Annotated in this window: 27 protein-coding genes; 15 read left to right on the forward strand and 12 right to left on the reverse strand. The window is 75.9% G+C overall.

Features of this window, described 5'->3' with window-relative positions; translation table 11 throughout:
* Positions 1 to 152: 152 nt before the first annotated feature.
* Genes ACFVVL_RS07490 through ACFVVL_RS07505 form a run of 4 tightly spaced genes read left to right on the forward strand, consistent with a single transcriptional unit; the run spans position 153 to position 3,788 of the window.
* Positions 153 to 959, forward strand: a complete 807-nt coding sequence (locus tag ACFVVL_RS07490; RefSeq protein WP_380297311.1) for an ABC transporter permease — start codon at positions 153 to 155, stop codon at positions 957 to 959.
* Positions 956 to 1,693 (forward strand): ABC transporter ATP-binding protein, encoded by a 738-nt coding sequence (locus ACFVVL_RS07495; protein ID WP_380297298.1) that lies wholly within the window; start codon positions 956 to 958, stop codon positions 1,691 to 1,693. Before ACFVVL_RS07490 ends, ACFVVL_RS07495 begins: the two co-directional genes overlap by 4 nt.
* Positions 1,694 to 1,742: 49 nt before the next feature.
* The gene (locus ACFVVL_RS07500) at positions 1,743 to 2,708 is read left to right on the forward strand and encodes an ABC transporter substrate-binding protein (protein WP_387672066.1); all 966 of its coding nucleotides are present in this window, start codon (positions 1,743 to 1,745) and stop codon (positions 2,706 to 2,708) included.
* 3 nt (positions 2,709 to 2,711) lie between these two features.
* The gene (locus ACFVVL_RS07505; protein WP_380297295.1) at positions 2,712 to 3,788 is read left to right on the forward strand and encodes an LLM class flavin-dependent oxidoreductase; all 1,077 of its coding nucleotides are present in this window, start codon (positions 2,712 to 2,714) and stop codon (positions 3,786 to 3,788) included.
* On the opposite strand, the gene ACFVVL_RS07510 is transcribed toward ACFVVL_RS07505, so the two are convergent.
* Both ACFVVL_RS07510 and ACFVVL_RS07515 read right to left on the reverse strand, forming a co-directional pair.
* Positions 3,759 to 3,929 (reverse strand): hypothetical protein, encoded by a 171-nt coding sequence (locus tag ACFVVL_RS07510; RefSeq protein WP_387672070.1) that lies wholly within the window; start codon positions 3,927 to 3,929, stop codon positions 3,759 to 3,761. The two genes, ACFVVL_RS07505 and ACFVVL_RS07510, sit on opposite strands and share 30 nt — an antisense overlap.
* 115 nt (positions 3,930 to 4,044) lie before the next feature.
* Complete coding sequence (locus ACFVVL_RS07515; RefSeq protein WP_387672072.1) at positions 4,045 to 5,037, reverse strand: aldo/keto reductase; 993 nt, start codon at positions 5,035 to 5,037, stop codon at positions 4,045 to 4,047.
* A 236-nt stretch (positions 5,038 to 5,273) separates the two neighbouring features.
* On the opposite strand from ACFVVL_RS07515, the gene ACFVVL_RS07520 reads away from it, so the two are divergent.
* From ACFVVL_RS07520 to ACFVVL_RS07535, 4 genes are read left to right on the forward strand one after another with little or no spacing between them, the layout of a single operon-like run.
* Positions 5,274 to 5,861: a TetR/AcrR family transcriptional regulator gene (locus ACFVVL_RS07520; protein ID WP_387672075.1), complete on the forward strand. Its 588-nt coding sequence runs from the start codon at positions 5,274 to 5,276 to the stop codon at positions 5,859 to 5,861.
* Between the two features lie 11 nt (positions 5,862 to 5,872).
* Positions 5,873 to 6,463, forward strand: coding sequence for a DUF4865 family protein (locus ACFVVL_RS07525; protein ID WP_387672078.1), 591 nt, complete (start codon positions 5,873 to 5,875; stop codon positions 6,461 to 6,463).
* A gap of 17 nt (positions 6,464 to 6,480) precedes the next feature.
* Positions 6,481 to 6,951, forward strand: a complete 471-nt coding sequence (locus ACFVVL_RS07530; protein WP_387672081.1) for a carboxymuconolactone decarboxylase family protein — start codon at positions 6,481 to 6,483, stop codon at positions 6,949 to 6,951.
* Positions 6,948 to 7,901: a phosphotriesterase gene (locus ACFVVL_RS07535; RefSeq protein WP_387672084.1), complete on the forward strand. Its 954-nt coding sequence runs from the start codon at positions 6,948 to 6,950 to the stop codon at positions 7,899 to 7,901. The genes ACFVVL_RS07530 and ACFVVL_RS07535 overlap by 4 nt, the downstream gene beginning before the upstream one ends.
* A 33-nt stretch (positions 7,902 to 7,934) precedes the next feature.
* Here the strand turns inward: ACFVVL_RS07535 and ACFVVL_RS07540 are convergent, their stop codons facing one another.
* Positions 7,935 to 8,699, reverse strand: a complete 765-nt coding sequence (locus tag ACFVVL_RS07540; RefSeq protein ID WP_387672087.1) for an SDR family NAD(P)-dependent oxidoreductase — start codon at positions 8,697 to 8,699, stop codon at positions 7,935 to 7,937.
* Between the two features lie 124 nt (positions 8,700 to 8,823).
* Here ACFVVL_RS07540 and ACFVVL_RS07545 point away from each other — a divergent pair, with 124 nt between their 5' ends.
* Positions 8,824 to 9,444, forward strand: a complete 621-nt coding sequence (locus ACFVVL_RS07545; protein ID WP_380297978.1) for a TetR/AcrR family transcriptional regulator — start codon at positions 8,824 to 8,826, stop codon at positions 9,442 to 9,444.
* A gap of 213 nt (positions 9,445 to 9,657) precedes the next feature.
* Positions 9,658 to 10,806 carry an alpha/beta hydrolase gene (locus ACFVVL_RS07550; RefSeq protein WP_387672090.1) on the forward strand — a complete coding sequence of 383 codons (1,149 nt, stop codon included), beginning with the start codon at positions 9,658 to 9,660 and terminating at the stop codon, positions 10,804 to 10,806.
* Between the two features lie 58 nt (positions 10,807 to 10,864).
* On the opposite strand, the gene ACFVVL_RS07555 is transcribed toward ACFVVL_RS07550, so the two are convergent.
* The 4 genes from ACFVVL_RS07555 to ACFVVL_RS07570 form a co-directional block, all read right to left on the reverse strand.
* Positions 10,865 to 11,194, reverse strand: a complete 330-nt coding sequence (locus ACFVVL_RS07555; protein ID WP_380297982.1) for a hypothetical protein — start codon at positions 11,192 to 11,194, stop codon at positions 10,865 to 10,867.
* 184 nt (positions 11,195 to 11,378) lie between these two features.
* Positions 11,379 to 12,080, reverse strand: coding sequence for a hypothetical protein (locus ACFVVL_RS07560; protein ID WP_387672094.1), 702 nt, complete (start codon positions 12,078 to 12,080; stop codon positions 11,379 to 11,381).
* Between the two features lie 235 nt (positions 12,081 to 12,315).
* The gene (locus tag ACFVVL_RS07565) at positions 12,316 to 13,161 is read right to left on the reverse strand and encodes an IclR family transcriptional regulator (RefSeq protein WP_387672097.1); all 846 of its coding nucleotides are present in this window, start codon (positions 13,159 to 13,161) and stop codon (positions 12,316 to 12,318) included.
* Positions 13,162 to 13,270: 109 nt separating this feature from the next.
* The gene (locus ACFVVL_RS07570) at positions 13,271 to 14,332 is read right to left on the reverse strand and encodes a helix-turn-helix domain-containing protein (RefSeq protein ID WP_387672100.1); all 1,062 of its coding nucleotides are present in this window, start codon (positions 14,330 to 14,332) and stop codon (positions 13,271 to 13,273) included.
* A gap of 55 nt (positions 14,333 to 14,387) precedes the next feature.
* Here ACFVVL_RS07570 and ACFVVL_RS07575 point away from each other — a divergent pair, with 55 nt between their 5' ends.
* Entirely contained in the window at positions 14,388 to 15,656 is a 1,269-nt protein-coding gene (locus tag ACFVVL_RS07575) for an MFS transporter (protein WP_387672103.1), read from the forward strand.
* Between the two features lie 70 nt (positions 15,657 to 15,726).
* Here ACFVVL_RS07575 and ACFVVL_RS07580 read toward each other — a convergent pair whose 3' ends face one another.
* The 5 genes from ACFVVL_RS07580 to ACFVVL_RS07600 all read right to left on the reverse strand — a co-directional run bounded on the left by ACFVVL_RS07580 (position 15,727) and on the right by ACFVVL_RS07600 (position 19,541).
* Positions 15,727 to 17,112, reverse strand: coding sequence for an 8-oxoguanine deaminase (locus ACFVVL_RS07580; protein ID WP_387672106.1), 1,386 nt, complete (start codon positions 17,110 to 17,112; stop codon positions 15,727 to 15,729).
* 59 nt (positions 17,113 to 17,171) lie between these two features.
* Complete coding sequence (pucL, locus tag ACFVVL_RS07585) at positions 17,172 to 18,074, reverse strand: factor-independent urate hydroxylase (protein ID WP_387672109.1); 903 nt, start codon at positions 18,072 to 18,074, stop codon at positions 17,172 to 17,174.
* Positions 18,075 to 18,104: 30 nt separating this feature from the next.
* Positions 18,105 to 18,443: a hydroxyisourate hydrolase gene (gene uraH, locus ACFVVL_RS07590; RefSeq protein ID WP_380296906.1), complete on the reverse strand. Its 339-nt coding sequence runs from the start codon at positions 18,441 to 18,443 to the stop codon at positions 18,105 to 18,107.
* 33 nt (positions 18,444 to 18,476) lie between these two features.
* A complete protein-coding gene (gene uraD / locus ACFVVL_RS07595) occupies positions 18,477 to 18,998 on the reverse strand; it encodes a 2-oxo-4-hydroxy-4-carboxy-5-ureidoimidazoline decarboxylase (RefSeq protein ID WP_380296904.1) in 522 nt (173 codons plus the stop codon).
* A gap of 162 nt (positions 18,999 to 19,160) precedes the next feature.
* A complete protein-coding gene (locus tag ACFVVL_RS07600) occupies positions 19,161 to 19,541 on the reverse strand; it encodes a helix-turn-helix domain-containing protein (RefSeq protein WP_380296902.1) in 381 nt (126 codons plus the stop codon).
* A gap of 269 nt (positions 19,542 to 19,810) precedes the next feature.
* Here ACFVVL_RS07600 and ACFVVL_RS07605 point away from each other — a divergent pair, with 269 nt between their 5' ends.
* The 4 genes from ACFVVL_RS07605 (at position 19,811) to ACFVVL_RS07620 (ending at position 25,186) form a co-directional block, all read left to right on the forward strand.
* Positions 19,811 to 20,953, forward strand: coding sequence for a glycerate kinase (locus tag ACFVVL_RS07605; RefSeq protein WP_387672113.1), 1,143 nt, complete (start codon positions 19,811 to 19,813; stop codon positions 20,951 to 20,953).
* Positions 20,954 to 21,131: 178 nt separating this feature from the next.
* Entirely contained in the window at positions 21,132 to 22,487 is a 1,356-nt protein-coding gene (allB, locus tag ACFVVL_RS07610; RefSeq protein ID WP_387672115.1) for an allantoinase AllB, read from the forward strand.
* Between the two features lie 783 nt (positions 22,488 to 23,270).
* Entirely contained in the window at positions 23,271 to 24,050 is a 780-nt protein-coding gene (locus tag ACFVVL_RS07615) for an IclR family transcriptional regulator (protein WP_387672118.1), read from the forward strand.
* A 221-nt stretch (positions 24,051 to 24,271) separates the two neighbouring features.
* Positions 24,272 to 25,186 (forward strand): metal-dependent hydrolase, encoded by a 915-nt coding sequence (locus ACFVVL_RS07620; RefSeq protein ID WP_380296894.1) that lies wholly within the window; start codon positions 24,272 to 24,274, stop codon positions 25,184 to 25,186.
* Positions 25,187 to 25,267 lie beyond the last annotated feature (81 nt).

A 25,267-nucleotide genomic window follows, 5' to 3' on the forward strand; every position in this document is an offset into this window, starting at 1 on the left:
CCACCGACCCGTTGAGCGGCCCCGCGGCCGCCGGACCGAACTCTGCCGGACCGAACTCTGCCGGGCCGGACGCCACCGAGGCGGGCACCGCCGGAGCGGGCCCCGCCGCGCCGGACGCCGACCGCGGCACCGCCGCCGCCCGCGCGGCCGGCCTGGTCGAGCCCCGCACCCGCCTGCGGTCCCCGCGCCCCCGGGCGCTCGCCCTCGTCCTGCGCACCCTCGGCCCGCTCGCCCTGCTCGGCGGCTGGGCCCTCGCCTCCGCCACCGGCGCCCTCACCCAGGACGTGCTGGCCTCGCCCGCCCAGGTGGCCGAGGCGGTCGGCGAACTGTGGGGCAACGGCCAGCTCGCCGACGCCCTCACCGTCTCGCTCACCCGGGCCGGCCTCGGCCTGCTGATCGGCGCCTCCGCCGGGCTGGTGCTCGGCGTCGTGACCGGCTTCTTCCGCCTCGGCGAGGAGCTGCTGGACTCCGCCGTCCAGGTGCTGCGCACCGTCCCCTTCCTCGCGCTCGTCCCGCTGTTCATGGTCTGGTTCGGCATCACCGAGACCGCCAAGGTCGCCCTCATCGGCGTCGCCACCAGCTTCCCGATGTACGTGTCGACCTCCGGTGGCGTGCGCAACACCGACCGCAAGCTCATCGAGGCGATGCGCAGCTTCGGCCTCGGCCGCTGGGCGATCGTGCGCACCGTGGTCCTGCCCGGCGCGCTCCCGGCGCTGCTGTCCGGACTGCGGCTGTCCATGACGCTCAGCGTGATCGCGCTGATCGCCGCCGAGGAGATCAACTCCACCGAGGGCATCGGCTACCTGATGGCCCAGGCGCAGAACTACTCCCGCACCGACATCCTCGCCGTCTGCATCCTGGTGTACGGACTGCTGGGACTCACCGCCGACGGCATCGTGCGCCTGCTGGAGCGCTTCCTGATGCCCTGGCGCCAGGCCACCCAGGGAGCCACCCGATGAGCACCGCCACCGCCCCCGCCGCCGACACCGCCCCCGCCGCGGCTCCCGCCGTCCATCTGCGCGGCCTGCGCCGGGTGTTCGGCACCCGGGCCGTCCTCGACGGCGTCGACCTCGACATCGACCGCGGCGAGTTCGTCGCCCTGCTCGGCGCCAGCGGCACCGGGAAGACCACCCTGCTGCGCATCCTCGGCGCCCTGGACCGGGCCGACGCCGGCACCGTCCTGGTGCCGCCGGTGCGCACGGTGGTCTTCCAGGAGCCCCGGCTGGTCCCCTCCAAGCGGGTGCTCGCCAATGTCACCGTCGGCCTGCCGCGCGGCGCCGCCACCCGGGAGACCGGGCTCAAGGCGCTCGCCGAGGTCGGCCTCGACCGGCACGCCGACGCCTGGCCGGCCACCCTCTCCGGCGGCGAGGCGCAGCGCGCCGCGCTCGCCCGGGCGCTCGTCCGCGAGCCGCAACTGCTGCTGCTGGACGAGCCGTTCGCCGCGCTGGACGCGCTGACCCGGCTGCGCATGCAGGACCTCGTGGGCGACCTCGTCCGCCGCCACCGGCCCGCCGTCCTGCTGGTCACCCACGACGTGGACGAGGCCGTGCGGCTCGCCGACCGGGTCGCCGTGCTCCGCGACGGCGCGCTGGTGCGCGACGAGCGCGTCGCCGTCGAGCGCCCGCGCGACCCGGCCGACCCGGCCTTCGCCGAGCTGCGCCGGCGTCTGCTCGCCGACCTCGGCGTCCACTGACCCACCCCCGACCTTCCCGCCCCCGCCCGCACCACAGGAGCTGATCCCCTTGACCATCACCCTCGGCGTCCACGCCAGCAACCCCTCGCTCTACTACCTCTCCCGGCTCGCCTACCTGGACGAGGAGCTGGCCCCGCTCGGGGAGAGCGGCGCGTTCCACCACTACCGCGACGGCACCCGCACCGGCGAGCTGCTCGCCGACGGCACCATCGACTTCGGCGGCACCGGCTCCACCCCGCCGGTCACCGCCCAGGCCGCCGGGCACGACCTCGTCTACGCGGCCGTCTCCGCGCCCCGCCCCGACCACGGCGCGCTGCTGGTGCGCGCCGACGGCCCGGTGCGCACCGTCGCCGACCTCAAGGGCGGCACCGTCGTCCTCGCCATCGGCTCCTGGCAGACGCACCTGCTCGCCAAGGCCCTGCACGCCGAGGGCCTCTCCTACGCCGACGACGTCACCGCCGTGCGCCCGGCCGCCGGTGAGGACCAGGCGCGGCGGCTGCGCGAGGGGGAGATCGCCGGCTGGATCACCCAGGGCGCCGAGCTGGCCGCCGCCCGTCGCGACGGCGGGTTCCGCGAGCTGGTCCGCACCGGTGACGTGATCACCGACCGCTCGGTGTTCTTCACCCGCCGGGGCTTCGCGGCCGAGCGCCCCGAGGTGGTCGCCGCGATCGCCGCCGCCCTGCGCCGCGCGGACGCCTGGGTGGCCGCGCACCTGCCCGAGGCCGCCGCGATCGCCGCCGAGGACCTCGGCGGCAGCGCCGAGGACTGGCACACGGCGCTGGCCGGGCTGCCGTGGCGGCTGGAGCCGGCGACCGCCGCGTTCGTCGCCGAGCAGCAGGAGGCGGCCGACATCTTCCACCGGGTCGGCTTCATCGACCGGGCGGTGACCGTCGCCGACGCCCACCTGCCCGCGCTGGAGGCCCCGGTGGCCGCCGCCGTCGCCCCCGCCCCCGTCGCACCCGCCCCCGCCGCGCCCGACGCCGTCGCGCACGGCACCGGCTCCGAGGCGGTCTGACCGATGGCCTCCGAAGTCCTCTGGTACATCATCCCGCGCGAGGGCCACTACCCGTGGGAGCCGGCCGGCCGCCGCCCGGTGGACCTGCGCTACCTCCAGCAACTCGCCGGCAGCGTCGAGCGCCTGGGCTACACCGGCGCGCTGCTGGCGACCGACCTCTACGACGTGTGGGACCTCGGCAACGCCCTGGCCGCCGCCACCACCCCGGCCTTCAAGCCGCTGCTGGCCGTCCACCCCGGGCTGGTCTCGCCCACCCTGCTGGCGAAGATGGCGCTCAGCTTCGACCACCTGCACGGCGGACGGCTGCGCTTCAACGTGGTCAACGGCTCCACCGAACAGCTGCGCGAGTACGGCCTGCACGTCGAGCACGACGACCGCTACCGGCTCAGCGCCGAGTACTGGTCGATCGTCAAGCGCCTCACCGCCGGTGAGGTCTTCGACCACAAGGGCGAGTTCTACGACCTGCGCAACGCGGGGGCGAGCCTGCGCGAACTCACCCCGGTCCAGCCGGGCGGCATCCCGCTCTGGTTCGGCGGCAGTTCACCGGCCGGCATCGAGATGGCCGCCGAGCACGTCGACGTCTACCTCACCTGGGGCGAGCCGCCGCAGCAGCTGAAGGAGAAGCTGGACCTGGTCCGCGCGCGGGCCGCCGCGCACGGCCGCAGCCTGCGGATCGGCCTGCGGCTGCACCTGATCGTCCGCGACACCGAGGACGAGGCCTGGGCCGCCGCCGACCGGCTGCTCGACGTCACCAGCGAGGCCACCTACGCCCGTCAGCTCGGCGGGGTGCGCGGCGAGGACGGGGTCGGCTGGCAGCGGCAGTTCCGCCAGCACGGCGGCAAGGTGCCCGCGCGGGCACGGGAGCTGGAGACGCACCCCAACCTCTGGCCCGGGATGAGCCTGTTCCGTCCCGGCCCCGGCACCGCCGTGGTCGGCTCGACGGCCCAGGTGATCGAACGGCTCCAGGAGTTCGAGTCGCTCGGCGTGGACACCTTCATCCTCTCCGGCAACCCGCTGCTGGAGGAGGCCCACCGGGTCGCCGAGACGGTGCTACCCGCGCTGGGGGTCCAGCGGCGGTAGGGCGCCCGGCAGGACCCCGGACAGCATGCCCGGGGGCGGGAACCCCGGCTGGGCGCCGGGCAGGACGGGGAACGGCAGCGGCGACGTCAGCGCCAGCTGCCGGGCGAACCGGGCGACGGCCCGGAGGAGGTACGTCCGCACGGCGGGCTCCCGAGGTCTCGAAGGACGCGTACGGACGGTCCAACGAGCGCGGTGCCCGGCCGGTCACGCATCGACCGGCCGGGCACCGCTCCGCACCACTCACCGGTTCAGCGGATCACCGGCTCAGCGTGTCGATCTCGGCCAGGTCCTCGGCGCTCAGCGGGCCGCCCGCCAGCGCGTCGAGGTTCTGGTCCAGCTGCGCCACGCTGCTCGCCCCGATGATCACCGACACCACCCGCGGGTCCCGCAGCACCCAGCTCAGCGCCAGCTGCGCCAGGCTCTGCCCGCGTCGCTCCGCCACCTTGTTCAGCGCCCGCAGCTGCTCCAGCTTCGCCTCGGTGAGCGCCTCCTCGCGCAGGAACTTGCCGATCGACATCCGCGACCCGGCCGGCACCTCCCCCGAGAGGTAGCGGTCGGTCAGCAGGCCCTGCGCCAGCGGGGAGTAGGCGATCAGACTGGTCTGCGTCTCGGCGACCGCGTCCAGCACGCCCTCGTCCTCGACGTAGCGGTTGAGGACGGAGTACGCACACTGGTTCATCAGGACCGGCGTGCCCAGCTCGCGCAGGATCGCCACCGCCTCCCGGTGCTGCTCCGCCGGGTAGTTGGAGATGCCCGCGTACAGCGCCTTGCCCGCCCGGACCGCCGCGTCCAGGGCGCCCATGGTCTCGTCGAGCGGGGTGTTCGCGTCGTAGCGGTGCGAGTAGAAGACGTCCACGTAGTCGAGGCCCATCCGGCCCAGCGACTGGTCCAGGCTGGCCGTCAGGTACTTGCGGCTGCCGCCCTCGCCGTACGGGCCGGGCCACATGTCGTAGCCGGCCTTGGAGGCGATGAACAGCTCGTCCCGGTACGGGCGGAAGTCCTGCGCGAAGAGGTGGCCGAAGTTGCGCTCCGCGCTGCCGTACGGCGGGCCGTAGTTGTTGGCGAGGTCGAAGTGGGTGACACCCCGGTCGAAGGCGCGGCGCAGCACCGCCCGCTGGACGTCGAGCGGCTGGGCGTCACCGAAGTTGTGCCACAGGCCCAGCGAGACGGCGGGGAGCAGCACGCCACTGCGCCCGGCCCGGCGGTAGGTCATCGAGGCATAGCGGTCATCCGCGGCGAGGTAGGTCATGGCGACCATCCTGCCAGCCCGCGGCCGTCCGGGGGTGATCCGTGCCACGGTCCGCCGAGGAGTGCCGGACGGCGCGGGCGGGGACGACGATCACACAGGGCCGTGGACCGCCGGGGGGCGGCCCACGGCCTCGCGGCCTCCCGGGGAACGCCGCGGCGAACGGCCGCGGTGAGCGCCGCAGCGTTCTGTACCTACTGGTATGTACATCCTCTGTACCCATGGGTACAGTGACCGGCATGGCAACCCAGGACCGCCTCATCGAGAGCACCCAGGAACTCCTCTGGGAACGCGGCTACGTCGGCACCAGCCCCAAGGCCATCCAGCAGCGCGCCGGCGTCGGCCAGGGCAGCATGTACCACCACTTCGACGGCAAGCCGGACCTCGCGGCCGCCGCCCTGCGCCGCAGCGCCGAGCAGATGCGCGCCGTCGCCGAGGCCGACCTCGCGGGCCCCGGCAGCGCCCACGACCGGGTGGCCGCCTACCTGCGGCGCGAGCGGGACGTGCTGCGCGGCTGCCGGATCGGCCGGATGGCGCAGGACCCCGAGGTGGTCGCCGACCCCCGGCTGCGCGCGCCCGTGGAGGAGACCTTCGACTGGCTGCGCGGCCGGATCGCGGAGGTGATCGCCGACGGCCAGACGGCCGGTGACCTGCGCGCGGGCACCGATCCCGCCGACCTCGCCGCCGCCGTGGTCGCGGTCGTGCAGGGCGGCTACGTGCTCGCCCGGGCCGCGGACAGCGCCGAACCCTTCGAACGGGCCGTGCGCGGCGCGCTCGCCCTGCTCGCCGCCCACCGCCCGGACCGGGCCGCCGGCCCGACCCCCTGACGGAGCCCGCCGTGCACGCCATGCAGTACGAGATCACCCTCCCCGCCGACTACGACATGGGGATCGTCCACCGGAGGATCGCCGAGCGGGGCCACCTGCTCGACGCCCACCCCGGCCTCGGCCTCAAGGCCTACCTCGTCCGCGAGCGCGGGCTCGACGGCTCGCCCGTCAACCAGTACGCGCCGTTCTACCTGTGGCGCACCGCCGAGGGCATGAACGCCTTCCTCTGGGGCCCCGGCTTCCGCGGTCTGGCCGCCGACTTCGGCCGCCCCGCCGTGCGGCACTGGCTCGGCGCGGGACTGCGCCGCGGCCCGGCCGCCGAGGAACCCGCCGCCGGGGCGCCCGCCACCGCCACCCGGCAGACCGAGCGCCTCCCGGAGGGCCTCGACCCCGGCGAGGCCGTCGAGGCCGCCCTCGCCGCACTGCCGGACCACCCCGGGCTGCACACCGCCGCCGTCGCCGTCGACCCGGCCCGCTGGGAGCTGCTGCGCTTCGCCCTCTGGCGCGCCGCCGCCCCGGACGCCGTGCCCGGCACCCGCTACCGCGTGCACCACCTCTCCAGCCCCGAGCTCGACCGGCTGCCCGCCGGCCGCCACTGGTGAAAGGACCGTCCCGCCCGATGCGCCCCGCCCCGGCCCCCGACCCCGCCCCCGACCCCGACCCCGCCTCCGTCGACGCGGCCGCCGCCGGCCCCGCCGCCGACGACCTCGAACCCGCCCCGCTCGACCGGGCCGCCGGCTACGCCCTGCTCGCCGAACTCGCCGGGCCGAGGACCACGGCCGCGACCCTGGGCCCGCTCGACGAATTCGCCCCCGGCTTCCCCGACTGGATCGTCACCGCGCTCTTCGGCGGCACCTACCAGCGGCCCGGACTGGCCCTGCGCGACCGCCAGGTGGCCAACCTCGCCGCGCTCACCGCGCTCGGCGGCGTGGAGCCGCAGCTCGCCGACCACGTCCGCAACAGCCTGCGGATCGGCATGACCAGGGAGGAGATCACCGAGGTCCTGGTGCACCTCGCGCCCTACGTCGGCGTCCCCAGGGCCCTGGCCGGACTGCGGGTCGCCGCCGCGACCTTCGCCGAGGCCGAGTGAAGACCGCCGCCGCGGCCGCCGTCCGCACCGTCCTCGGCGACCTCGACCCCGCGGAACTCGGGGTCTGCGACGCCCATGACCACCTCTTCCTGCGCAGCCCCGTGCTGCCCGGCGAGGAACTCGACGACCCCGCCGCCGCCGAGCGGGTGCTGCGCGCCTTCGCGGCGGCCGGCGGCCGGGCGTTCGTCCAGTGGACGCCCGCCGGGATGGGCCGGCGGGCCGGCGCGCTGCCGGGGCTGTCCCGGGCCAGCGGGGTCCACCTGGTCGCCGCCACCGGACTCCACCAGGCCGTCCACTACGACCCGGCCGACCTCGAACGGCGCTACGCCGGGCTCGCCGGGTTCTTCACCGCCGAGCTCACCACCGGTCTGCACGGCGCACCCGAGGGCGTCCGCGCCGGCCTGATCAAGGTGGCCGGCGACTTCCACGGCCTGGGCGCCCACACCCGCCGGGTGATGGCGGCCGCCGCCGAGGCGCACCACGCCACCGGCGCGCCGATCGCCGTCCACCATGAACTCGGCACCGCCGCGACGGACGTCCTCGACCTGCTCTGCGACCACCACGGCGTGCCGCCCGGGCGGGTGATCCTCGGCCACCTCAACCGGCACCCGGATCTCCGGCTGCACCGCCGGCTCGCCGCCACCGGCGCCTTCCTGGCGCTGGACGGCCCCTCCCGCGCGCACCACGCGACCGACCACCACCTCTTCGACACGGTCGCGGCCGTCGTCGAGGCCGGTCACGCGGACCGCCTGCTGCTCGGCGGCGACACCACCACCCGCACCGCCCGCCATGCCCCGGGCCCCACCCACCTGCTGACCGCCCTCGCCCCCCGCCTGGCGCGCGAGTTCGGGCCCGGGCTCCCGCACCGCCTCCTCACCGCCAATCCCGCCCGGGCCTTCGCGGCACCGTGGCGGGCGGCGGGCCCCGGCGGGACGGCGGCCGGCAGCTGACGGCCGGGGGGCCGCCGGCTGCCGGCACCGGCCTCACATGTGGGTGCCGCCGTCGATCCGCAGCTCGGTGCCGGTGACGAACGCGCCGTCGTCCGAGGCGAGCATGGCGATCACGCCGGCCACGGTCTCCGGCCCGGCGAAGCCCTGCCCGATCGCGGGGGAGAGCTTGGCGAGGAGGCCGAGGTCCGCGTCGGCCGGCAGGCCCGGGTTGTGGGTCATGCCGCTGTCGATGCTGCCCGGCGCGACGCAGACCGCGCGCAGCCCCTGCCGGGCGTACTCGGCGGCGATCGCGTGGGTGAAGGACTGGATGCCGCCCTTGGTCGCGGCGTACGCGGCCATGTAGGGGTGGGCGAAGGTCGCCGAGGTGGAGCTGAAGTTCACCACCACGCCCCGGCCGCCCGCGAGCAGCGCGGGCAGCGCCTCGCGGGTCATCAGGAAGGTGCCGGTCAGGTTGACCGCGAGCACCTTGTTCCAGAACTCCAGGCTGGTCTCGTGGGTGTGCGACGAACGCAGGATGCCGGCCGCGTTGACCAGCACGTCCAGGCCGCCGAGCGAGGCCACGGCCCCGGCGACGCCCGCCCGGACGGCGGCCTCGTCCGACACGTCCAGCACCGCCGTGGTGAGGCGGCCGTCGGTGCCGTCGGCGGTGGCGCGCTCCAGCGTGCCCTTCAGACCGTTCTCGTCGACGTCGACCGCGACGACCCGCCCGCCCTCGGCGAGGATCCGGTGCACGGTGGCCCGGCCGATGCCCGAGCCGCCGCCGGTGATCAGGACGTTCCGTCCGGTGAAGCGCTCCATGGTGGTTCTCCGTTCGTTCGTTTCGGTCGTTCGTTCGCGGCCCCCGAACCTCACTGGCACGTTACGCCCAAGTGGCACGTTGTGCCAAAAAGTCTCGACGTGCCGCTTCGCGTACGCTGACCCCGTGACCGGACGCCCCTCCCTGACCCAGCGCCGCCGCGAGAGCACCCGGCTGGAGATCGCCCGGGCCGCGGCCGGCCTGTTCGCCGCGCGCGGGGCCGAGGCCACCACCGCCGAGGAGATCGCCGACGCCGCCGGCATCTCGCTGCGCACCTTCTACCGCTACTTCTCGGAGAAGGAGGACGCCGTCGCCCCGCTGCTCGCGGCCGGCGGCGACCGCTGGGTGCGGCTGTTCACCGAGAGCGCGTCCGGCCTGCCGCTCCGCGAGGCGCTGGAGCGCTCGGCGGCCGAGTCGCTGAGCCCGGCCGACGCGCAGGCCGGCGAGGCCATGCGCTGGACCCGCGAACTGCTGCGCGACCCCCGCCTCGCCACGGTCTGGCAGCGGGTGCACGCCGCCTCCGAGGAGCGGCTGCGGGCCGCCATTGCCGACCGCTGCCCGCCGGGCACGGACGCCCTGGAGATCCGCCTCGCCGCGGCCGCCGCCACCGCCGCCATCCGGGTCGCCCTGGAGGAGTGGGCGGTGTCCGGCGCCCCGCCCACCGGCCCCGGCTCGCCCCGCGAACTCGGGGCCCGCTGCGTGCGTGAACTCACCGCGGGCCTCGGCCTCTGGAACCACGTCAACTGACGGCGCCCGTGCCACACCCCCCGCGCGGTGCTCTCCTCCTCCAGGTCGAGGGCATCACCGCTGGTCGGCGGGGGCGGTGCGGTCCGCGCGGGCGCTAGGCTGAGTGGTCGCGCCCGGACGAGCGCCTCGTTGCGGACGGGGGAACCGGGGCGGCCCTCCCGGGTGTCCTTCCCCCGGGGGCGGGGGAGTACGAGGCGTGGGAGCAAACACGACATGGGTCTGACGAGCCACAAGGTGCTGGCATTGACCGTCCTGATCGCCCTCGTGGCGATGGCCGGAACGGTCTGGCTGTGGCCGAGACTGTCGAAGCGCAGCTGGCAGGCGGTGCTCGGCCGGATCGGCGCCCTGCTCGCGACCCAGCTGACGGTGCTCGCCGCGCTCGGCCTGGTGGCCAACAACTACTTCGCGTTCTACAGCAGTTGGGACGACCTGCTGGGCACCGGCGACAACGGCCCGGTGGTCATCCAGAACAAGGTGGACGCCTCAGGCCGGCTGCGCGTGGAGACCATCGGCCACGCCGAGGTCCAGGGCGGCGGGGCGCTCGGCCGCGACCCCGCCAAGTCCGGCGAGATCCGCGAGGTCCGGATCGACGGCGCCACCACCCGGCTCTCCACCGAGGGGTACGTCTACCTGCCGCCGCAGTACTTCCAGCCGGAGTACGAGCAGAAGCAGTTCCCGGTGCTGATCGTCAGCACCGGCTTCCCGGGCATCGCCAAGAACCTGGTCACCCGGCTCAACTACCCGGGCGCGGCGCTCAAGCTGCTCCAGGAGGGCCGGATGCAGCCGACCGTGATGGTGCTGGTGCGCCCCTCGCCGGCGCTGCCGCAGGACACCGAGTGCGAGGACGTCCCCGGCGGCCCGCAGTCCGAGACCTACTTCGCCAAGGACGTGCCCTCGGCGCTCCAGGCGACCTACCGGGTGTCGTCCGACCCGCGGGCCTGGGCGTTCATGGGCAACTCGACGGGCGGCTACTGCGCCCTCAAGCTGGCGATGCGCCACCCGGAGGTCTTCCCGACCGCCGTCTCGCTCTCCGGCTACTACCAGGCCGCCGAGGACCCGACCACCGGCGACCTCTTCAAGGGCAGCGCCCAGCGGCGCAACGAGGCCGACCTGATGTGGCGGCTGAAGAACCTCCCGCAGCCCGAGGTCGCGGTGCTGCTGGCCGGCACCAAGCAGGGCGACGGCGACTACCGGCGCGAGACCGAGGCGTTCGTGGCCGCCGCGCACAGCCCGATGAAGGTCTCCTACAGCATGCTGGAGACCGGCGGCCACAACTTCGAGACCTGGAGCCGGCTGCTGCCGTCCTCGCTGGAGTGGATCTCCCAGCACCTGGTCGTCCCGGCCGCCGGCCGGCCGGCCTGACCGGGCGGGTCCGACCGGGTGGGCCTGATCGGATGGGCCCGGCCCCGCGGCCGCGAGGTCAGGCCACCTGCTCCAGGGTGCCGGTGTGCAGCTCGCCGACCCGGCCGCCCTCGCCCTCGTACGTCCAGAACGCCCGGACCGTCATCCGCGCCAGGTCCATCACGTGGCTGACGGTGATGCCGCTCACCTCGGTCCAGCTCACGAAGTACACCTGCGGTCCGACCTCGGCGACGTGCAGGGTGACGTCCTCCCACTGGCCCGCCGACTCGCCGAGGCCCTCCCAGCGCAGCCGCTTGCCGTCGGCCGAGTAGGCGTTGCGGAAGGCCGCGCCGTTGTCGACCCGGAACAGATAGGTGCGGCCGGCGAAGGCGGGCAGGGGCGCGGTCATGGTGGGGCGGGTCTCCTTGTCGGGCGTCGCGGACGGAGCTCCAACCTATCCGACCACCCCGCCCACCCGGCGCACTTTCCCCGCCGGACCCGCCACACCGGCCGGTTCCGCGGCCCCGGCCGGGCCGCCGCGAGGGCCCGCCGACCGCGGCCACCCCTCGCCGGGCGGCCGCCGTCGCCGCAGGTCAGACGGCCGGGCGCGGGCCGGTCGACTCGACGACCGGGATCTCGAAGGGCTGCTTGTTGTTCTCCTCGTCGCAGTCGTCGGGGCTGCGCACCGCCACCCAGCCACCGGTCAGGGTGCCGGGGGCCGGGACGGTGGCCGCCAGCCGGACCGGGACGAGCGCCGTCGCGCTGCGGTACGGCGCCAGGCCGGCCGGGAAGGTGCAGCGCACCCGGTGGCCCTCCTGGAAGGCGTAGCAGTTCTCCGGGACGTACGGGCCCTCGGCGGTGACGCCCGCGGGGAGGGTGACCACGACGGTGAACGGCGAGGCCGTGGTGTCCGGGCCGAGGTTGCCGACGAAGGCGTGCACGGTGGTCGTGCCGCCGGGCGTGGCGGCGTCCGGGTCCATCCGGATCACGAAGAGGTCGGAGTCCGACGACTGGACGGCCGAGGCCGGATCGGCGGCCGCGGCCGAGCCGGCCGCGCCGCCCTGGCCCGCCGAGGCCGGGCCGGCCGCCGCCGGACCGCCCGCCGCGTCCGCCGGGCCCGCCTCCGGGCTCACCTCCGGGGCCGCCTCCTCGCCCGGTTCCCCGGCCGGATCGGCCGCCGGCTCCGCGGCGGCGGGGGCGCTCGCCCCCGGCGTGAGCGCCTTGTCGTCCGGTGCGCAGGTGTCCGCCCACGCCTGCCCGGCGGCCAGTGCCGCCACCGCGCACCCCACTGCCATCGACCTGCCGAGGAGACCTCGAACGGATCCGCTGCGGGCCATCCCGCTCACCCTGCCCTCCGTGTCCGGCGCCCCGCGCCGTCGCGGGCCGCGTCCGCTCCAGCGTCACCGACGGGTCCGCCGGGGCCGGGGCAACCCCGGGGCAACCCGCCCTCGGGTGGCTCGAACGGGCGAACGCCCGTCGCACAGCCGGCCGCCCGGGTGCGGGGAGCGCGGCCGGACGGGGGCCGGACCGTCAGGGAGCCAGGACCTGCCCGAGCCGGGCCGCGATCTCCTGCATCACCGGCACCAGCGATTCCGCACCGGCCCGTTCCTCCAGCGCCCGGATCCGGGCCTCCGGGCCGGACACCGACAGCGCCGCCGGGGTCGGTGAGCCGGGGACGGCGAGCGCGATGCAGCGCACCCCGATCTCCTGCTCCTGGTCGTCCACCACGTAGCCGTGCTCGCGCGCCCCGGCCAGCCGGTGCATCAGCTCCTCGGGCTCGGTCACCGTGTACGGGGTGAGCGCGGGCAGCGGGCCCGGGCCGAGGACGGCGCGGGCCTCCTCCACCGGCAGCTGCGCCAGCAGCGCCTTCCCGACGCCGGTGCAGTGCGGCTGCACCCGGCGGCCGACCTCGGTGAACATCCGCATCGAGCGCCGTGACTGCACCTGGCCGACGTACACCACCTCGCCGCCCTCCAGCACCGCCAGGTTGGCGGTCTCGCCGGTGGCCTCCATCAGCTCCGCCAGGTAGGGGCGGGCCCAGCTGCCGAGCAGCCGGCCGGCGGTCTCGCCGAGCCGGATCAGCCGGGGGCCGAGGGTGTAGCGGCGGGTGGCGTCCTGGCGGACGTAGCCCTGCTGGACGAGGGTGCGGACCAGACGGTGGATGGTCGGCATGGGCAGGCCCGAGGAGGTGGACAGCTCGCTGAGCGTCGCCACGCCACCGGCGTCGGCGAGCGCCTCCAGCAGCTGGAAGGCGCGCTCGACGGACTGCACCCCGCCGCTCGCGCGCTCGGACGTCGTGCGCCCGGTCGTCGCGTGCTCGCTCGGAGCCTGCTCGGTCGGCGTTCGCTCCGTGCCGTCGGAGGAGGTCGGGGCCACCGGCGTTCCCTTCCCGTCGGAATTCTGCATCGTGGAAACAAGTCTCCACCCTACAGAATCGGGCCCTCCCGGAGCCGTGCGGGCCGGGGCGCCGACGCCGCCGCCGGGCTCAGGACCGGTCGCGGGCCAGCGCGTCGCCGAGCCCGCTGCGCCGGTAGAGCACCCGGCGGCCGTGCCGGGTGCGCTCCAGCAGCCCGGCCGCCGCCAGCGCGCCCAGGTGCCGGCTGACCGCGCCCGGCGTCACCCCCAGCCGGTGCGCGAGCTCCGTGGTGCTGGCCGGGGCCGCCAGCAGCACCAGCAGCCGCGCCCGGGGCGGGCCGATCAGCCCCACCAGCCCGGCCGGTGCGCCGTCCGCGTTGCCCGCGCCGGTCGTCGGGTCCGCCGCGCCCGGCGCACCGGCGGACCCCGGCAGGCCCTCGGCCATGGTCGCCCGGCCGCGCGCCGGGTAGGTGATCAGCGGCGGGCCGTCCTGGGTGATGTCGGTCTGCGCGCCGCGCCCGCCCAGCGTCGGGATCAGCACCAGCCCCCGCCCGGCCACGTCCACCACCGAGGTGCCCAGCGCCACGACCACCGGCGTGTGGTCGACCAGCCGCAGCACCCCGTCCCGCCAGGAGATCCGGCCGTCCAGGTCCGCGAACAGCCCCTCCGCGCCGCGCTCGGAGAGCAGCCGGGCCCGGTACGCGAGGTCCGCCTCCAGCACCGACCGCGCCCTCGGCCACCACGCGGGCGCCAGGCACCGCGTCCAGTACGCCGCCAGCGCCTCCGCCGCCCGGGCGGTCAGCGCGGCCAGCGCCGCCGGGTCGTCGACCGCCGCCGCCAGTACCGGCGGCAGCGGGCACCCGCCGCCGGGGTAGGCGGCCAGCAGGTCCGCGCGCACCACCTCCGCGGGGGTGCGGGCCATCCGGGCCAGCTCGTCCTCGAAGCCCGGCCGGGGCACCGCCGGACGGGGCGTCAGGAAGTCCGGCACGAAGCCGTTCGGCGCGGTCAGCGCGTCCAGCAGCTCGGTGTCCAGGGCGGCGTAGCGGTCCTGCCAGCCGGCGATCCACGGCTGCTGCTCCGGGTAGTACGCCGGCCGGCGGCGGGCGCGCAGGCCCAACACCGCCTCCTGCAAAGGGGAGTAGGCGAACCAGGTGGCGGCGAGGTCGTCGACGCCGAGACGGAACTCGAACATTGACCGTAACGGTAAAAGAATTCCGCCCGCCCGGGAACCCCGCTGTGCTTCTGCCATGACCTCCTCCGCCCCGGCGGGGGCGCGCCCGTGCGCCCTCGGCCGCCGCCTGCTGCCCGCCGGTCCCCTGCTGCGCGGACTCGTGCTGATGACCCTGGTGAACGCCGTCGGCGACGGGCTGTTCGTCACCGTGAACGTGCTGTTCTTCACCCGCTCGCTCGGGCTGACGCCCGGTTCGGTGGCGCTCGGCCTCACCGCCGCCGGGGTGTGCGGGGTGTTCGCCGGGGTGCCGATGGGGCGGCTCGCCGACCGGGCCGGGAGCAGACGGCTGCTGCTGGTGCTCGGCCCGCTGGAGGCGGCGGCGGTGCTCGGCTACGCCTTCGTGCGCTCCTTCGCCGCGTTCGTGGTGCTGGCCTGCGCGGCCACGGTGCTCTCGCGCGGGGCGGCGGCGGTGCGCAGCGCGCTGATCGCGCGGGCGCTGCCGGCCGACGGGCAGGTGCGGTCGCGGGCGCTGCTGCGCTCGGTGGCGAACGCGGGCCTGGTGGTCGGCTCGGGCGGCGCGGCGCTCGCCCTCCAGGCGGACTCCTACGCCGGGTACGTGACGATGCTGGCGCTGGACGCGGCGAGCTTCCTGGGGGTGGCCTTGCTGCTGGCCCGGCTGCGGGTTCCCGCGACGCCCGCCCCCGGGACGCCGGTGCGCGGCGGTGCGGCGGGCGGGCGCCGGACGGCGCTGGGTGACCGCCGCTATCTGCTGGTCACCGCGCTGCACGCCGTCCTGGAGCTGCAACTCGCCGTGCTGACCGTCGGGTTGCCGCTGTGGATCGTGCTCGGGACGCAGGCCCCGGCCGCGCTGGTCGCGGCGGTGAACGTGGTCAACTGCCTGCTGGTGGTGCTGTTCCAGGTGCGGGCGAGCCGGGGCGTGACGGACGTCCCGTCGGCGGCGCGGGCCTGTGCGGCCGGGGCGCTGCTGCTGGCGGCCGGCTGCGCGGGCTACGCGGCGGCGCAGTACGGCCCGGCCTGGGCGGCCGCCGCGGCGCTGCTGGCCGGTGCGCTGGTGCACACGCTGGGCGAGCTGCTGACCTCCGCGGGCGGCTGGACGCTCAGCCTGGACCTGGCGGACCCGCGGGCGCACGGCGAGTACCAGGGGGTGTTCCTGAGCGGGCAGGCGGCCGCGCACGTGATCGGTCCGCTGGTGGTCACGCTGACGGCGGTGAACCACGGGGCGGCCGGCTGGCTGGTGCTGGCGGGGCTGTTCGCGCTGGCCGGGCCCGCCCTGGTGCCGGCCGTGCGAGGGGCGGCGGTCGCGCCCGTGCCGACGGCCCCGTGAGCCGGGCCGGTGCCGGCGCCCCACGGGGGTGGGAGCCGGCGCCGGCCTTCCGCATCCGTCTGACGTGCCGTCATCCTGTCCGGTCCGCCAGCTCCTTGGCGGCCCGGGAGCAGGAGCGCGCGATCCGCTCCTCGTCCGCCGTGGTGAGCCGGCCGTGCTCGACGACGGTGGTGCCGTTGACGAGGAGGGCCGCCAGCGGCGGCAGGGCGCCGAGGACGAGCGCGGCCACCGGGTCGGCGACCGAGGAGTGCATCAGGCCGTCGACCTTCCACAGCGCGAGGTCGGCGAGCTTGCCGGGCTCGATCGAGCCGATCTCGTCCTGCCGCCCGAGCACCCGGGCGCCGCCCATGGTGCCCAGCCGCAGCGCCTGGCGGGTGGTGAGCGCCTTCGGCGAGCCGTGCAGGCGGTTGATCAGCAGGGCGTTGCGCAGTTCGGTGCCGAGTTCGCCGGACTCGTTGGAGGCGGTGCCGTCGACGCCGAGGCCGACCGGGACGCCGGCCGCCAGCAGCTCGGGCACCCGCGCCGTCCCGGCGGCCAGGCGGGCGTTGGAGGACGGGCAGTGCGCGACGCCGGTGCCCGTCGCGGCGAACCTGGCGATGGCGGAGTCGTCCAGGTGGACGCAGTGCGCCATCCAGACGTCCTCGCCGAGCCAGCCGACCGACTCGAAGTAGTCGGTGGGGCCCATCCCGAACGCCTTCCTGCAGTACGCCTCCTCCTCGGCCGTCTCGGAGCCGTGGGTGTGCAGCCGGACGCCCTTGCGGCGGGCGAGCTCGGCGGACTCGCGCATCAGCCGGGTGGAGACCGAGAACGGCGAGCAGGGCGCCAGGGCGATCCGCAGCATGGAGCCGGGGGAGGGGTCGTGGTGGCGGTCGACGGCCTCCTCGGAGGCGGTGAGGGCGGTGTCGAGCTCCTCGACGGCGTTGTCCGGGGGCAGGCCGCCGTCGCTGCTGCCGCGGTCCATGGAGCCGCGCGCGGCGGTGAACCGCAGGCCGAGTTCGCGCACCGCCTCGATCTCGGCGCCGAGGAGGTCGCCGCCGTCGTGCGGGAAGACGTAGTGGTGGTCGGCGGCGGTGGTGCAGCCGGACTTGAGCAGCGCGGCGGCGGAGCCCAGGGCGGCGGTGTGCACCAGCCGGTCGTCGAGCCGGGCCCAGGCCGGGTAGAGGGCGGCCAGCCAGTCGAAGAGGATGTCGTCCTGGGCGAGGCCGCGGGTGATCCACTGGTAGAAGTGGTGGTGGGTGTTGACCAGGCCGGGGGTGACGAGGTGGCCCTCGGCGTCGATCCGGCGGGCCGCACCGCCCGGCCGCGCGGGGGCGGGGCCGTCGCCGACCGCCTCGATCCGGTTGCCGAGGACGACCACGTGGCCGCGGGCGTACTCGGTGCCGTCGGCGTCGACGGTCGCGATCGCCGCGTTCTCGATGACGGTCCGCCGGTCGGCGGGCGGGGGGTGGACTGCCATGGGGCGGCTCCAAGGAGGGGGGCCGGGCGAGGGGCGGCGGGGGAGCGGGCGCCGGACGGTCAGCCGACCGGGATGACCGGGACGACGCCCTCGCGGTGGACGGTGCCCTCGATGAGGCCGTACATCCGGTCGGCGGCGTAGTAGACCTCGTTGTCGTTGTGCAGGCCGAACGGCTCCAGGTCGACCAGGAAGTGGTGCTTGTTGGGGAGTTCGAGGCGGACCTCGTCGACCTCGGCGTTGTGGTCGAGGACGCGGGTGCCCATCGCGTGCAGGGTCTGCTGCAGCGAGTAGGAGTAGGTGCCGGCGAAGGCCTCCAGCAGGTGCCGCTTCACCCGGGCGTAGCAGTGGTCCCAGCGGGGCGCGGTCTCGTCGTCGCGGCCGGTGTAGCCGTACCTCCAGCGGGCGGTGACCCGGGTCGCGAGGATCCGGTCGTAGGCCTCCTGGAGGGTGGTGTAGCGGTCCTTGAGGTAGCCCCAGAACTCCGAGTCGGTGGAGTTCAGCACGACCAGGTCCCTGAGGCCGGAGATCACCTGGACGGACTCGCCGTCGTAGCCGATCTCGGTGGTGCGGACCTCCTGGCCGGTGCGGACGAAGGAGTGGCCGGTCCCCTCCGTCCCGTCGGCGGCGGGGATCCGCTCCCAGGCGTACTCCTCGATCCGGATCCGGGCCCGGCGGACGACGCCGCGTTCGGTGTCGTCCACGAAGTGCCGGGCCAGCAGGAGGCCGAAGGCCTCGGCGGAGTCGATGCCGTACTGCTTGGCGAAGGCGAAGACGGTGTTCTTGGCGGTGTCGGTGGGCAGGCAGTTGGCGTTGGACCCGGTGCGGTGGACGTCCTCGAACGCCCCGGAGAGGGAGACCGAGACGTTCAGGTCCTTGATCTCGTGGCGGGCGGAGCCCCGGCGGACGCGCACGATGCGGTTCTCCGCCTTGCCGTACTGGTTCTGACCGAGCACGTGGGCCATGAGGTGGGTCCCCTGTCAGTCGGTGTGGACCTAGCTTCCGCGGTAGACCGAGTAGCCGAACGGGTTCAGCAGCAGCGGCACGTGGTAGTGGTGTTGCGCGGGCGCCACGGTGAAGACGACCGAGACCTCCGGGAAGAACGGCGGGTCGCCGCCGGCCGTCCGCGCGAGGTGGGCGGCGGTGTCGAAGACCAGCCGGACGACCGAGCCCGCCGCCACGTCCGGGAGGTCCCGGGCCCGGCCGTCGGAGTCGGTCGCGGTGGTGCCGAGCACCTGCCAGCCGTCCGCGGTGCGCAGCGCCAGCTCGACCGGGACGCCCTCGGCGGGGCGGCCGAGGCTGGTGTCGAGCACATGGGTGGAGATGCCGGTCATGGGGCGGCCTCACGCAGTGGCGGTGACGGTCCGTCAGGAGCCGTCGAGCAGGCGGGTGATGCGGAGGTGGTTGATTTTCCGTAGCTCTCCTCGGGCGATCTCCGTCTCGGTGGCGGGGTCATGGGCGTGGCGCTCGCGCAGGGCGGCGAGCACGCCGGCCGCGGTGCGGCCGGTCGCGCAGATCAGGAACACATGGCCGAACTTGGCCTCGTAGGCGGCGTTCGCCCGGGCCAGCTCGGCGAGCAGGGCCTCGTCGGCCTCGCGGATCCGGGACTGTTCCCGTTCGGAGGCGGCGTCGCCCGCCCCGGGCGCGCCGATCCGGGCGTGGCCGGCCATCGCCTCGCGCAGGTCGGCGGCGGAGAGCGCGGCCGTCGCCTCGGCGCCGGCGTCCAGCAGGGCCCGACGGTCGCGCCACGGGCGGGTCGCCGCGACGGCTTCGGCCCAGGCGGGGCTGGCGCAGACGTCCAGCAGGGTCTTCCTCAGCCCGGCGGCGTCCGCGGCCGCCAGGGCGCCCAGGGCGTCCGGGGCGTCCGGATCATGGGGGCGGTCGGTCACGAGTGGACCTCCTGGGGAGTGGTGCCACCCGCACAAGCTAGGTCGGCCGGGACGGGTCGGCAACACGTCGGCGAACCTTTGGTGCCGACGTCTCCCGGCGGGCCCGGTCACCGGGGCAGATTCTGTGCGATGCGACAAGTGTGCCCCGGTTCCGCCCCCCGTTCAGTTCGACTTCGAACCGTCCTGCCGGTTGAGGTAGTTGTACACGGTGAAGCGGCTGACGCCGAGCGCCGAGGCGACCGTCTCCACTCCGTGGCGGACGGTGAACGCTCCGCGTTCCTCCAGCAGGGCGACCACGTGCTGCTTCTCCGGGCGCCCCAGCTCGGCCAGCGGGCGGCCGTCGAACCGGCGGGTCATCCCGGTCAGCAGGAGGTCCAACGCGCCGTTGAGGTGCGGCAGGCGGACGGCCAGCGCCCGTTCGCCCTCCCACTCCAGGACGATGTCCTCGGGCCTCGCCTCGTCCAGCGGGACGGGGGTCGCGCCGACCGCGTCCAGGAGCGGTTCGAGCGCCGCGGCCAGCGGGTGTCGCGGCTGTCCGGTCACGGGGTGCCGTCCTCGCCGGCCGTGCGGCGGGCCGCCACGGCGTGCGGCGGGAACGTGTCCGGCTCGAAGGGCTCGGTCGTGAACTCCACCATCAATCGCACCCGCTCACTCTAGCGAGCACGGGGCGGGGCGGCGCAGCGCTTCCCCGGTCCGTGGCAGGCTCGTGCGGGAGAGTGACGGCCGGCCGGATCCGTCGGCCGGAAGCCGGCGGTCGTCCGTCGCCCCTGCTGGACGAACCCGATTCGGTTTCCGGAAGTGAGGCCCCCGCCATGCCCGCCGACCCCCGCCAGGGCCATGTGGTCGTAGCGCCCGACAAGTTCAAGGGCACCCTGGAGGCCGCCGAGGCGGCCGCCCGGATCGCCGCCGGCATCCGGCGCGCCGCCCCCGGTGCCGACGTGCGCGAACTGCCCGTCGCCGACGGCGGGGAGGGCACGCTGGCCGCCGCCCTCGCGGCCGGCTTCACCCGGGTCCCCGTCGAGGTGTCCGGCCCCACCGGGCTGCCGGTGGACGCCGCGTTCGCCGTCCGGGGCGACACGGCCGTGGTCGAACTCGCCCAGGCCGCCGGTCTGGCCCGGCTCCCCGGCGGCCGGCCCGCCCCGCTGGCGGCCGGCTCCGCCGGGGTCGGCGGGCTGATCGTCCGGGCGCTCGACGAGGGCGCCCGGCGGATCGTGCTCGGCCTCGGCGGCAGCGCCTGCACCGACGGCGGGGCCGGGCTGCTCCAGGCGCTGGGGGTGTCCCTGCTGGACGCCGGGGGATCCGAACTGCCGCCCGGCGGAGCGGCGTTGCGACGGCTGGCGCGCCTCGACCCCGGCCCGTCGGTCCGCGTCCTGGCGGGCGTCGAGGTGGTGGTGGCCTGTGACGTCGACAACCCGCTGCTGGGCCCGCGCGGCGCCGCGGCCGTCTACGGTCCGCAGAAGGGCGCGAGCGCCGAGGACGTGGCGGTGCTGGAGGAGGGCCTGACCCGCTTCGCCGACGTGGTCGCGGCGACGGTCGGCCGGGACGTCCGTGACGCGCCCGGCGCCGGGGCGGCGGGCGGGGTCGGCTTCGCCGCGCTGGCCCTGCTGGGCGCCACCATGCGGCCCGGCATCGAGCTGCTGCTCGACCTGCTGGACTTCGGCGCGGCGGTGCGCGGGGCACGCCTCGTCGTCACCGGGGAGGGCTGCCTGGACGCGCAGACGCTCCACGGCAAGGCCCCCGCCGGGGTGGCCGCGGCCGCCGCGCGGGCGGGGGTCCCGGTGGCCGCCGTGGCGGGTCGGGTGGAGCTGTCCGAACGCGTGTGGCGGGAGGCCGGATTCGTGGCCGCCTACGCGCTGGGTGAGCTGGGCGGGGGCCCGTCGGACGCCCCGGCCAGGGCCGGCGAGCTGGCCGAGGTCGCGGGGGAGCGGCTGGCGGCGGACCTCCTGCGCGGGTAGCGCCGCCCCCACCCGGCGGCCCCGTCCGCTCCCTTGACGCCCGGTCGGGGGCGGCCCTACGCTCCGGGCCCGCCCCTCGACCGGGTGGGCCCCGTCGCGCCGCCCCGCCGCACCCCGTTCCGCCGCACCGTGCCCCGCCGCGCCCCGCCCGTCGTCCAGGCCAGGTTCCGGAGGCCCCATGCCCCGCAGCGAGACCGAGGTGATCCGCTCCCGCCGGGTGGTCCTGCCGGAGGGTGAGCGCCCGGCGGACGTGCTGGTCCGGGACGGGCGGATCGCGCGGATCGCCGGACACGGCTCCCTCCCGGCCGGCGACGGCCGGCTGACCGACCTCGGCGACACGGCCCTGCTGCCGGGCCTGGTCGACACCCACGTGCACGTCAACGAGCCCGGCCGCACCGCGTGGGAGGGCTTCGCCACCGCCACCCGGGCCGCCGCGGCCGGCGGCGTCACCACCATCGTCGACATGCCGCTCAACTCGGTGCCCCCCACCACCACGCCCGCCGACCTGGAGGCCAAGCGGAAGGCCGCCGCCGGCCGGGCCTGGGTGGACCTCGGCTTCTGGGGCGGCGCCGTCCCCGGCAACCTCGCCGACCTCGAACCCCTGCACCGCGCGGGCGTGTTCGGCTTCAAGTCGTTCCTCTCGCCGAGTGGCGTCGACGAGTTCCCGCACCTGGAGCCGGCCGCGCTGGAGGCCGCGCTCGCCGAGCAGGCCCGGCTCGGGGCGCTGGCCGTCGTCCACGCCGAGGACCCGGCCGTGCTGGCCGCCGCCCCGCAGCAACCCGGCGTCCGCTACCGGGACTTCCTCGCCTCCCGTCCGCCCGGCGCGGAGACCGCCGCCGTCGCCCGGCTGCTGGCGGCGGCCCGCCGCACCGGCGCCCGGGTGCACGTGCTGCACGTCTCCTCGGCGGCGGTGCTGCCGCTGCTGTGCCGGGCCCGCGCGCAGGGCGTCGAGGTCACCGCCGAGACCTGCCCGCACTACCTCACGCTGGCCGCCGAGCACGTCCCGGACGGCGCCACCGCGTTCAAGTGTTGCCCGCCGATCCGCGACGAGGCGAACCGCGAGGCGCTCTGGACGGCCCTGGCGGCAGGGGAGTTCACGGCCGTGGTGTCCGACCACTCCCCGTCCGTCCCCGGGCTGAAGCTGCTGCCCGAGCGCGGCGGCAGCGGCGACTTCGCGGCGGCCTGGGGCGGCATCTCCTCCCTCCAGCTCGGCCTGCCGGCGGTCTGGACCGAGGCCCGCAGGCGCGGCCACACCCTCGCCGACCTGGCCGGCTGGATGTCCGCGGGGCCCGCCCGGCTGGCCGGTCTCGACGGGCGGAAGGGGGCCGTCGCGGTCGGCCGCGACGCCGATCTGGTGGCGTTCGACCCGGACGGCGTGTTCACCGTGCACGCCGCCGGGCTGCACCACCGCCACCCGGTCACCCCCTACGCGGGCCGCACGCTCACCGGCACCGTGCACACCACCTGGCTGCGCGGGCGGGTGGTGGACGTGGGCGGCGAGCCCTTCGGCGTCCAACTGCTGCGCCCGCACTGACCCACCGGCCCCCTGGTGAGCGAGACCAGTGGCCTTCGCCTCGGACGGCGTGTTCACCGTCCGCGCCGCCGGGCTGTGCCGCCGCAACCCGGTAGCCCCCTGCGCGGGCGGGTGGTGGATGTCGGTGGCGAGCCCTTCGGCGTCCAACTGCCGTGCCCGCACTGACCCGCCGGCCCCGCCGGCCCCGCCGGTGAGTGAGCCCAGTGGCCTTCGCCTCGGACGGCGTGTTCACCGTCCGCGCCGCCGGGCTGTGCCGCCGCAATTCGGTCACCCCCTGCGCGGGCGGGTGGTGGACGTGGGCGGCGAGCCTCTTCGGCGTCCGCCCGCGCTGATCCGCCGGCCCCGCTGGTGACGGGCCGGTGAGTGAGCCTCGGGGCCGTCGGCCCGGGTGGCGTGTTCACCGTCCGCGCCGCCGGGCTGCGCCGCCGCAACCTGGTCACCCCCTGTGCGGGCGGGTGGTGGACGTGGGGCGGTTGGCCCTTCGGTGTCCAACTGCTGCGCCCGCACTGCCCCGTCGGTGAGCGAGCCGACCCCGGACGGCGTTGTGCCGGATGTGACCCAGGGGGCCGGTTCCGCCCCCGGCGGTGACGCACTGGTGAGCGAGTCCGGTCGGCCGGTCCGCCGCAAGGGGGTACGAGGGGGCGCGGTGAGGCATATGCCAGTCAAGTGTTTCACCGTATCTGATGGGGATTCCGGCGAAGGAGACGATGGCGGTGTCCGGCGGTCGATAGGCTGGACCCTACCCGCCGGTCACGCCGCGCGGGGACATCGGAAGGGGACGACATGTCGACACCAGCCCCGGGCCGTCACGCCGTGCCGGAGCAGGGCGTGCCCGGTTCGTTCACCTCCCTGCAGCACGCCCTCAGACTGCTGGAGGCCGTCGACCGGCACCCCGGCGGTGCCACCCTGGTGGCCCTGGCGAGGGAGACGTCCCTGGGGCTGCCGACGGTTCGCCGGCTCGCGGAGATCCTGGAGACGGAGGGCTATCTGCTCTGCCAGGACGGCGGCTGGGTCTTCGGCGGAACCTTCGCGCTGCTCGGTCAGCACAACCGGGAGCAGCTGGTCCGCGCCCGGCTGGACAGCAAACTCGCCGAGCTGCGCGACGAGTTGGGTGCCGCGGTGTACTTCGGCCGCTACCACGACGGGGAGTTGTCGGTCGAGGCGGTCTCGGCCTCCGAGGGTGCGCCGGCGGTGCAGGAGTGGGTGGACTTCCGGGCCACCGCGCACGCCAGCGCGATCGGCAAGTGTCTGCTCAGCCAGCTCGACCACGACGGCCGCCGGGACCACCTGTCCCGCCACCCGGTGGCCCGCCTCACCTCGCGGACGGTCACCGACACCGACCAGCTGATGCACCGTCTGGAGCGCCAGCCGGCCACCGTGCCGGTGCTGGACATCCAGGAGTACGCCCTCGGCACGGTCTGCGCGGCCGTGCCGGTGACCGCCGGCAGCACGGTCGGCTGCCTGGCCACCTCGATGCCGGTCGACAACGTGCACCGGCTGAAGGCGGCGGCCGAGGTGCTTGCGGCCCGCGCCGCGCCGCTGATGCTCGCGATGGCGGTCTGAGCGGTCCGGCCGGACCGCGCGCCCGCGCCCAGGGACCCCGCTCCGGCGGGGTTCTCGCGTTTCCGGGGGTGTCGTCCCACGGCCGACCCGGGGTGTCCGCGACGCGGGCCACTTATTAGACTCGATGTCGATAAGGCGTGCCGAAACCCTTGTGGCCGGGGCTACCCGCGAGTACGTTGTGCCGGGTCGAGCCGCCACCCGCAGGTCAGGAGGGCCCTCCCATGCCCAGCCCCACCCCCGTCCCCGCCCTCGCCGCGCCCGCCGCCCGGGTGCACGAGGGCCTCGTCCTGGAGCCCCGCGACGTCCGCTTCGACTGGGCGGACCTGCCGCTGCACTGGATCCCCGACGAGCCGATGGCCACCCACGTCATCAACGTCCTGCACCTGCTCCTGCCCGAGGGCGAGCGCTGGTTCGTCAAGGTCTTCAAAGAGGCCCTGCCGATGGTTCGCGACGAGCAACTGCGCGAGGAGGTCCTGGGGTTCATCGGCCAGGAGGCGATCCACGCCGAGGCGCACCAGGAGGTCCTCGACCACCTGCTCGGCCAGGGCCTCGACCCGCGGCCCTACGTGCGCCAGATCGCCTGGCTGTTCCAGCGCGTCCTCGGGGACAAGCCCGGCCTGTCGCCCGCCCGGCGGCGCGAGAACATCATCGAACGGGTCGCCTTCGTCGCGGCGATCGAGCACTTCACCGCCTTCCTCGGCGACTGGGCGCTCAACTCCCCGGGCCTGGACCGCGCCAAGGCCGACCCGACGATGCTGGACCTGCTGCGCTGGCACGGCGCCGAGGAGGTCGAGCACCGCAGCGTCGCCTACGACCTGATGGTCCACCTCGACCCCGGCTACGCACGGCGGATCCGCGGCATGCTGGTCTCCGGCCCGCTGCTGGTGCACCTCTGGGTGCGCGGCGCCCGCTTCCTGCTCGCCGCCGACCCCACCCTCGACGGCCGGCTCAGGCCCACCTGGCGCGAGGCGGGCCGGATCGCCCGGCGCGGCCTGCTGCCCGACCCGGTCAGGTCGCTCCGCTCCGGCCTGCGCTACCTGCGGCCCGGCTACCACCCCACCCAGGAGGGCTCCTCCAGCCAGGCCCTCGGCTACCTCGCGACCTCCCCGGCCGCCCGCGCCGCCGCCGGCCGCTGAGCGCCGCCGGCCGCCGCCCGGTCCGGCCGGTCCGGCCAGTCCGGCCAGTCCGGCCGGTCCGGCCACCGGCCCGCCCGGCCG

The sequence above is a fragment of the Kitasatospora sp. NPDC058115 genome (assembly GCF_042884635.1).
Lineage (GTDB): Bacteria > Actinomycetota > Actinomycetes > Streptomycetales > Streptomycetaceae > Kitasatospora.

What these genes read in the sequence shown, in the direction of transcription:
- ACFVVL_RS07505 (WP_380297295.1), top strand. Translation starts at nt 2,712, where the DNA reads ATGGCCTCCGAAGTCCTCTGGTACATCATCCCGCGCGAGGGCCACTAC.
- pucL (WP_387672109.1), bottom strand. Translation starts at nt 18,074, where the DNA reads ATGGCCCACGTGCTCGGTCAGAACCAGTACGGCAAGGCGGAGAACCGC.
- ACFVVL_RS07570 (WP_387672100.1), bottom strand. Translation starts at nt 14,332, where the DNA reads ATGTTCGAGTTCCGTCTCGGCGTCGACGACCTCGCCGCCACCTGGTTC.
- ACFVVL_RS07550 (WP_387672090.1), top strand. Translation starts at nt 9,658, where the DNA reads ATGGGTCTGACGAGCCACAAGGTGCTGGCATTGACCGTCCTGATCGCC.
- uraH (WP_380296906.1), bottom strand. Translation starts at nt 18,443, where the DNA reads ATGACCGGCATCTCCACCCATGTGCTCGACACCAGCCTCGGCCGCCCC.
- ACFVVL_RS07520 (WP_387672075.1), top strand. Translation starts at nt 5,274, where the DNA reads ATGGCAACCCAGGACCGCCTCATCGAGAGCACCCAGGAACTCCTCTGG.
- ACFVVL_RS07605 (WP_387672113.1), top strand. Translation starts at nt 19,811, where the DNA reads ATGCCCGCCGACCCCCGCCAGGGCCATGTGGTCGTAGCGCCCGACAAG.
- ACFVVL_RS07540 (WP_387672087.1), bottom strand. Translation starts at nt 8,699, where the DNA reads ATGGAGCGCTTCACCGGACGGAACGTCCTGATCACCGGCGGCGGCTCG.
- allB (WP_387672115.1), top strand. Translation starts at nt 21,132, where the DNA reads ATGCCCCGCAGCGAGACCGAGGTGATCCGCTCCCGCCGGGTGGTCCTG.
- ACFVVL_RS07580 (WP_387672106.1), bottom strand. Translation starts at nt 17,112, where the DNA reads ATGGCAGTCCACCCCCCGCCCGCCGACCGGCGGACCGTCATCGAGAAC.
- ACFVVL_RS07620 (WP_380296894.1), top strand. Translation starts at nt 24,272, where the DNA reads ATGCCCAGCCCCACCCCCGTCCCCGCCCTCGCCGCGCCCGCCGCCCGG.
- ACFVVL_RS07495 (WP_380297298.1), top strand. Translation starts at nt 956, where the DNA reads ATGAGCACCGCCACCGCCCCCGCCGCCGACACCGCCCCCGCCGCGGCT.
- ACFVVL_RS07575 (WP_387672103.1), top strand. Translation starts at nt 14,388, where the DNA reads ATGACCTCCTCCGCCCCGGCGGGGGCGCGCCCGTGCGCCCTCGGCCGC.
- ACFVVL_RS07515 (WP_387672072.1), bottom strand. Translation starts at nt 5,037, where the DNA reads ATGACCTACCTCGCCGCGGATGACCGCTATGCCTCGATGACCTACCGC.
- ACFVVL_RS07615 (WP_387672118.1), top strand. Translation starts at nt 23,271, where the DNA reads ATGTCGACACCAGCCCCGGGCCGTCACGCCGTGCCGGAGCAGGGCGTG.
- ACFVVL_RS07555 (WP_380297982.1), bottom strand. Translation starts at nt 11,194, where the DNA reads ATGACCGCGCCCCTGCCCGCCTTCGCCGGCCGCACCTATCTGTTCCGG.
- ACFVVL_RS07560 (WP_387672094.1), bottom strand. Translation starts at nt 12,080, where the DNA reads ATGGCAGTGGGGTGCGCGGTGGCGGCACTGGCCGCCGGGCAGGCGTGG.
- ACFVVL_RS07530 (WP_387672081.1), top strand. Translation starts at nt 6,481, where the DNA reads ATGCGCCCCGCCCCGGCCCCCGACCCCGCCCCCGACCCCGACCCCGCC.